This is a genomic window from Clostridium sp. BL-8, from assembly GCF_002006495.1.
In the GTDB taxonomy this organism is placed as follows: Bacteria; Bacillota; Clostridia; order Clostridiales; family Clostridiaceae; genus Clostridium.
Map to the genome: position 1 here is coordinate 1 of NZ_LZZL01000161.1, position 6,287 is coordinate 6,287.

Here is a 6,287-nt window from a genome sequence, read left to right on the forward strand (position 1 = left end):
TTTTAATTCCTGCATTTCCTCCACTGCTTTAGCTTTTGTCAATTCTTTTAAATCGCGTAAATCGCTCATTGATACATCTCCTTACACTTATAGTTAGGTTCCTATAATTCTTAATTTTTTCCTATAAGCATATATATATTCACTAATATCATGCTCTTTAACTATTTTAACACTTTTATAAAAAAACTCATATCATTTAAGCATATAAATGATACGAGTTTTTTAATTAAATGTATTCCTTTTTAATTTCAATTGTTACAGATTTCTAATTCTTTCGTCATAACCTGCAAAATATAAATTACTCATCTATTACTGGCAATGAACTTAAATTGTTTGATTCATCATCATCTCTTAAACTTCTTAAATATTCTTCACCTTTTCTTGAGGTTGAAACAGATACTCCTGATATAACTCCAGCTTTTGCTAACTCCACACCTTTTTCTTTAGTTATTTTTTCTCCATTTGAAAGCTCATATCCTGTTATTTCTCCAGAATGCTTTATTATTGCTTTTACGGAATTCTGTTCAGCATTCCCATATGATTTAGACTCTAAGTTATCTTTACCAAATTCCGAGATATTTTTACTAGCATCACCTGATGCATTTTCCATAACCAACACCTCCACTTTTTAGCTTATAGATATAAATTCATCCTAGAAAGCTTCATTATAGTATTGCCCAATAGATATGCATTTAATTCATAGAACTTTTCAAGGAAAACTTCATCAATCCCTTGAAACATCGAGATCTTTACGGTTATAAAAATATATGCAATTTCAGCAATCCACCACATACGTTTATATCTAGAAATTTATATCGAATTTCTGTAATTCTGCTAACAAGTTCTTAGGATCATCTAAAACAATTCCTTTTAATCCTAATTTTCTAGCTGCTTTCACATTAACTTCCGTATCGTCAATGAATATAGTTTCACTTGACGTTAGATTATATTCTTGCATTATTTTGTCATATATTTCTCTCTCAGGCTTAAGTAATTTTTCTTTAAATGAAAATACTCCTCCATCAAATAATTTGAACAAATCATATTTTTCATCCATATATTCAAATGCAGCACAATGAAAATTAGATAAATAATATACTTTATATCCATTTTCTTTTAATTTTTTTAATATATCCACGCTATTTTCTATAGGAATTAAGATATCGTACCAATTATCGAAAACTACATTTATTAAATCCTCATTCTCAATATTTCTGCTAATTATATTTCTTCTAGCATTTTCTTCATTAATTGTTCCCCTATCAAGCATTGGCCATTCTTCACTTTGAAAGATGCATTTATATATTTCTTCCACCTTTTCTTGAGCAATTTTAGATTCAACATATTCTTTAGGGCTGAAATCTATCATTACATTTCCAAGATCAAATATTATATTTTTAATCAATTTTTCCCCCTCCTTAAAATTATTATCAAGATAATACCACTATAATACTTTTCAAGCAATATTATCAAATGATTGAGCTCCTTTATTTATAAAGTATAAAAAACATCATTTATCACATAATACAATTGTTAATTACATTATTCTAATTTATAGGAGGAAGCTAAAATTATGAGTCCAAAAGAATTATCGTATATTAAAGATACACTAAGTCATGAAAAACATATGCAAACAAAGTGCACAGAATGTGCAAATCAAATTCAAGATGCTGAACTAAAATCATATGTTCAGCAATTAGCTAATACTCACCAAAGAATCTTTGATCAATTCTATCAATTATTATAATAAATAAAGGAGATTTAAGTTATGAATGATAAAGAGTTATTTGAAGACATTTTAGTAGCAGTAAAAACTAGTTCTGATTTACTATTACACGGAACTATAGAATCCTCTACTCAAAATGTTCATTGTGCTTTTGATACAGCCTTGAAAGATACTTTAAACATGCAAAATCAACTCTACAATAAGATGTCACAAAAAGGATGGTATCCTTCAGAGCAGGCTGATCAAAATAAAATAAATCAAGTTAAGCAAACTTTCTCAGCTCAAAAATAGAAAATTCTAAAATAATTAATGTTAAACAAACTCTTCACTAAAAAAGCAAAGAGCTGTCGCACTAATGTGTGAGGCTCTTTTACTATAAAAAAATAAATCTCAAGTCTAATGAGTTTGAGATTTATCGTAAAAAAATATTACTACGCAGCCAAAAAACATTTTAGCAAAAGACTGCACGTCTAATAAGATAATAAGAATCTTTAATTTTTTGTTATTTTATTTCACCTTTCTCTATGTGACCTGTCTCTCAGTCTGCTTATGACTTTTTTTTCATTATATCTATTATATGGCCACACTCTCGTTTCTACCTTACATCTTATCCACTCAGCTTTTAAATATATCTGTACAATTTCATCAATATCTTCATTTAATGCATCAATTTCACACGTATATTTTTCTATTATTTTATCACTTTCGTTATTTATTTTTTTTATTAATTCTGGATTATTTTTATATGATAATTTAACTTGACTTTTTAATTCCAATAAATTTAATTTCTCTATAGAATCCATTTTTCCTATGCCATTACTTATTGCTAAAGTCAACATATCCTGCAATACCTTTTTTTCACTTATAATCTCAATTACTTCATAAAATTTATTTATAAGATCATCATTATTCTTCACAGATTTAATCTTATTTTTAAAATAATATATTAATAAATAGCTATTAATTGTAGATTTTAATTCTTCTACCTTAGAAATTAATTCTATATCAAGCTTTCCTGTAAAATTCAAGTGCATTTTTATTAATGCTACGACTTTTTCCAATTCCCTTCTATAAGCTATTTTATTAGTTCCATCTTTTGTTCTTACATATAAATTAGTTATATTACTTAATTCTTTTAAACATGCAATATGTGTCCTAAATGTGGTAATCCATATTACTCTAAACCTTGTAATATTATTTATGTAAAGACTTTTTTTATTTTGAGATAAATTTAATACACCCGTCAAAAAAGTTATTAGTATTCCTGTAAATGTTATTATATCAATTATCGCTAATTCAGTTTCTCCAATTTTCATATCTTGCTCCTAATTTTTATGGTTTATATTTTTCTTCTTTTTGCAAATTAATTGGTAAAAAATACATAAAAAAGAACTAAGATTGTCTTTCTCAGCTCTTATTATTGTATTTATTTTATTCATTTTTTCTTCTTTTATTCTATCCATTTAAGCATTGTCTACTTTACTTTATTTATTTTCTAAAAGATTTACTATATTTTATTAATTTTCTACATATTCTATATGATTTTTTATCTCTAAATCTCCTGCAAGCATTTACCATATTCCACACAAACACGTGGTATTATTTATAGAATTAATGTATAATGTATAGCAATATACATTATATAACAATTTGTTAATAATTAATTCTTTTTATAGCGAATCAGTTAAACATTAGGAGGAAATAATGAAAATTTCAAAAAAAGTTAACCGTAACTTTATTAATACTAAAAACAAATCAAGTAATTCTTCATTAAAAAAGGCATCGTTAATCGAAAAGATTAAGAAATTAAATTTTAAACCAAGAAAAAATTATAGTTCTCCAGCCACTAGTAATCTTACCAAAAGTAAAATCAAGTTAAGCAAAAGTTCAATTAGCTTTAAGGTACTTTTGACAGTTTTGCCAGTTGTAATTGTAACTTTATTATTACTTACAATTTTTACTTATACTCTAGGAGAAAATGCCTTATATTCTAATAGTGAAGAATTACTTACTCAAATAAGTAATATTACCGCGCAGGATATAAGTGATGTAATGGATGAAAAAGTCAAAGCAATTGAGAGTTTAGCTCATAATCCAACTATTGTAGATCAACAGGCAACTATACATGATAAATTAAATATATTATCTGAAGAAAAGAATTTTCAGCAGTATTCTGATATGGGTATAGCTACTCCTGACGGAAAGTTAACACTTCTAAGTGGAGCTACAGTTGATATTAAATCTTATGACTATTTCACTTTTGCCCTTTCTGGGAAATCATATGTTTCAGAACCTTTTCAAAGTAATTTTAGTAAAGATTTATTAATAGCAATATCGGCTCCAATAAAAGATGAAAACAAAACAATTGGTGTTTTAGTTGCATTTAGACACGGAGATGATATATCAAATCTTAGTAAAAAAATATCATTTTTAAATACTGGTAAAGCATATGTAGTTAATTCTAGTAGTAAAATAATTGGACATTCAAACGATGAGTATGTACAAAAAGGTACTAATCTTAGTGAAATCATAACAAATCCTGATAAATCAGCTCCTTATAATTTAATCAGTAATATTTCTCAAGGAGGAAGTGGTTTTGCTGAAATTATCTCTGACAATAAACTTCAAACTCTATCTTATTCTGTAGTACCAAGCACTGGCTGGTGTGTTATCGTAACTGCTGAAAAAAGCGATTTACTAAAATCATTTGGTTCCTTAAAATTTGCTAATATAGTAACTGGTATTGTAAGTCTTATAGTAATATCCTTAGTTTTAATTTTATCAATATCAAAGATTTCTAAAAAAATACTATATGTTGTCAGTATAATGAAAGATTTTTCACAAGGTGATTTTTCTACTCAAATAGATGAAAAACATTTAAGGGATTCTTCTGAAACGGGAGTAATGTGTCATTCATTAATAAATATTCAACATTCCTTAAACAACAGTATTGATACAATTAAAACAAATTCTGAGAATCTCAATGAGCAGTCCACTGGTCTTTCATCTATATCTGAAGAATTATCTTCACTTATTGGGACTATAGCAAAAGCAATCAGTGATATTTCAGAAGGAACAGCCAATCAAGCTAATAATTTAACTAGTAGCACCGATAATTTAAACAAATTTGCAAATAAACTTTCAACTCTTACAAATAAGGTTAATGACGTTACTATTACTTCTTCAGATATTGGTACTAAGGCAAAAGAAAGTAACGATGAACTAAAAATACTAATTGCTTCAATAGAACTATTAAATACCAATTTCAATAACTTTAGTAATGCACTGACATTAATGACTACAGATATTAAAGAAGTTAATAATATGACAGATTTAATAAATGGAATATCTGAGCAAACAAACTTGCTTGCTCTAAATGCTGCAATTGAAGCTGCTAGAGCTGGAGAAGCTGGAAAAGGATTTGCTGTAGTTGCAGATGAAATAAGAAAGCTTGCAGAAATGAGCCAAAGTTCTGCTAAAAAGATTTATGCCATAGTATCAAAGGTTCTTAAAAATACTGATGATATAGTACTGAGCACGGAGAGTATTACCCAAGATGTTAAAAATCAAACAAATATTATTAATAATACAATTGTTGCATTTAAACATATCTCCACAGCAGTTGAAGATATGATTCCTAAAATGTATTCAATAGCTAAAGATTTTACTGAATTGGATTCCGAGAAAGATTCTTTGGTAACTAATATTACAAATATTTCTGCAGTATCAGAGCAGATTTCAGCAACCACACAAGAAATTTATTCTTCATCTGATGAATTAAACTCTGCAAGTTCTGAAGTTGCTGCTTCTGCTCAAAAGGTAAGCAGTTTATCTGATGAATTGACACAAAGCTTTGATCAATTTAAATTTTAAATATGCCTAAAGTAGTATCGTTTTATACATCTTTGCAATAAACTATAGTAAAACAATTAACAAAAAGGTGGTAAAATGAATCCTCTATTAAATATGATACTTGCTTCCATTTTTAACGGTATTACGGGAGGAAATAGAATGAATAATCCTATGATGCCTAATCAAAATAGTCGGGATGGAACAAATCAAATGAATGGTATGAATAATCCTAATATGATGACTGGCAATCCATTATTAAATATGCTTATGGGCGGCCTAGGTGGCGGCATGAATGGTATGAATGGAAATCCATTAATGAACATGTTAATGGGAAACATGGGAAATAACATGGGTGGTGCTAACAATAGCAACAACATGGGCAATAACAGCGGCAACATGGGTAATAGCAATGGTAATCCACAATTTAATAATGGAAATAATGCTAACATGAATGATATTGGTTCACTCTTAAATATGCTTATGGGAAATCAAAATGGTATGAACCCTAATGGTATGAATATGAACAATATGAATAACATGAATGGCATGAATAATAATTCAGGTAGAAATTCTCATTCCAAAAGATAATGAGAATGCTAATAGGCAGCTTAAAACTTAAGCTGCCTATTTGGATTTATAGCTATCCAACTTTAAACTTAGACTTATGTGGTAACTTACCGAAATCACATACATTTTTATTCCGCAGGAC

The 6,287-nt window shown here is 27.8% G+C and carries 7 protein-coding genes; 4 read left to right on the forward strand and 3 right to left on the reverse strand.

All coding sequences use genetic code 11. The features are described from left to right. Positions 1-298: 298 nt before the first annotated feature. Together CLOBL_RS26555 and CLOBL_RS26560 are read right to left on the reverse strand one after the other, a co-directional pair. Complete coding sequence (locus CLOBL_RS26555) at positions 299-610, reverse strand: DUF3892 domain-containing protein (protein ID WP_077861747.1); 312 nt, start codon at positions 608-610, stop codon at positions 299-301. A gap of 192 nt (positions 611-802) precedes the next feature. After that, positions 803-1,405 (reverse strand): HAD family phosphatase, encoded by a 603-nt coding sequence (locus CLOBL_RS26560; protein WP_077861748.1) that lies wholly within the window; start codon positions 1,403-1,405, stop codon positions 803-805. A 168-nt stretch (positions 1,406-1,573) separates the two neighbouring features. On the opposite strand from CLOBL_RS26560, the gene CLOBL_RS28320 reads away from it, so the two are divergent. Then, positions 1,574-1,747, forward strand: coding sequence for a hypothetical protein (locus tag CLOBL_RS28320; protein WP_179117849.1), 174 nt, complete (start codon positions 1,574-1,576; stop codon positions 1,745-1,747). A gap of 21 nt (positions 1,748-1,768) precedes the next feature. Continuing rightward, complete coding sequence (locus CLOBL_RS26565) at positions 1,769-2,017, forward strand: spore coat protein (RefSeq protein ID WP_009168583.1); 249 nt, start codon at positions 1,769-1,771, stop codon at positions 2,015-2,017. Positions 2,018-2,238: 221 nt separating this feature from the next. Here CLOBL_RS26565 and CLOBL_RS26570 read toward each other — a convergent pair whose 3' ends face one another. Continuing rightward, positions 2,239-3,042 (reverse strand): hypothetical protein, encoded by an 804-nt coding sequence (locus CLOBL_RS26570; RefSeq protein WP_077861749.1) that lies wholly within the window; start codon positions 3,040-3,042, stop codon positions 2,239-2,241. A 388-nt stretch (positions 3,043-3,430) separates the two neighbouring features. On the opposite strand from CLOBL_RS26570, the gene CLOBL_RS26575 reads away from it, so the two are divergent. Continuing rightward, complete coding sequence (locus CLOBL_RS26575) at positions 3,431-5,599, forward strand: methyl-accepting chemotaxis protein (RefSeq protein WP_077861750.1); 2,169 nt, start codon at positions 3,431-3,433, stop codon at positions 5,597-5,599. A 138-nt stretch (positions 5,600-5,737) separates the two neighbouring features. Then, a complete protein-coding gene (locus CLOBL_RS26580) occupies positions 5,738-6,166 on the forward strand; it encodes an RNA-binding protein (protein WP_242953937.1) in 429 nt (142 codons plus the stop codon). The last annotated feature ends 121 nt before the right edge of the window (positions 6,167-6,287 follow it).

Bases quoted from the DNA above. Each gene is read 5' to 3' on its own strand.
- CLOBL_RS26555 (WP_077861747.1), bottom strand. From the start codon at position 610: ATGGAAAATGCATCAGGTGATGCTAGTAAAAATATCTCGGAATTTGGT.
- CLOBL_RS28320 (WP_179117849.1), top strand. From the start codon at position 1,574: ATGAGTCCAAAAGAATTATCGTATATTAAAGATACACTAAGTCATGAA.
- CLOBL_RS26565 (WP_009168583.1), top strand. From the start codon at position 1,769: ATGAATGATAAAGAGTTATTTGAAGACATTTTAGTAGCAGTAAAAACT.
- CLOBL_RS26570 (WP_077861749.1), bottom strand. From the start codon at position 3,042: ATGAAAATTGGAGAAACTGAATTAGCGATAATTGATATAATAACATTT.
- CLOBL_RS26575 (WP_077861750.1), top strand. From the start codon at position 3,431: ATGAAAATTTCAAAAAAAGTTAACCGTAACTTTATTAATACTAAAAAC.
- CLOBL_RS26580 (WP_242953937.1), top strand. From the start codon at position 5,738: ATGAATAATCCTATGATGCCTAATCAAAATAGTCGGGATGGAACAAAT.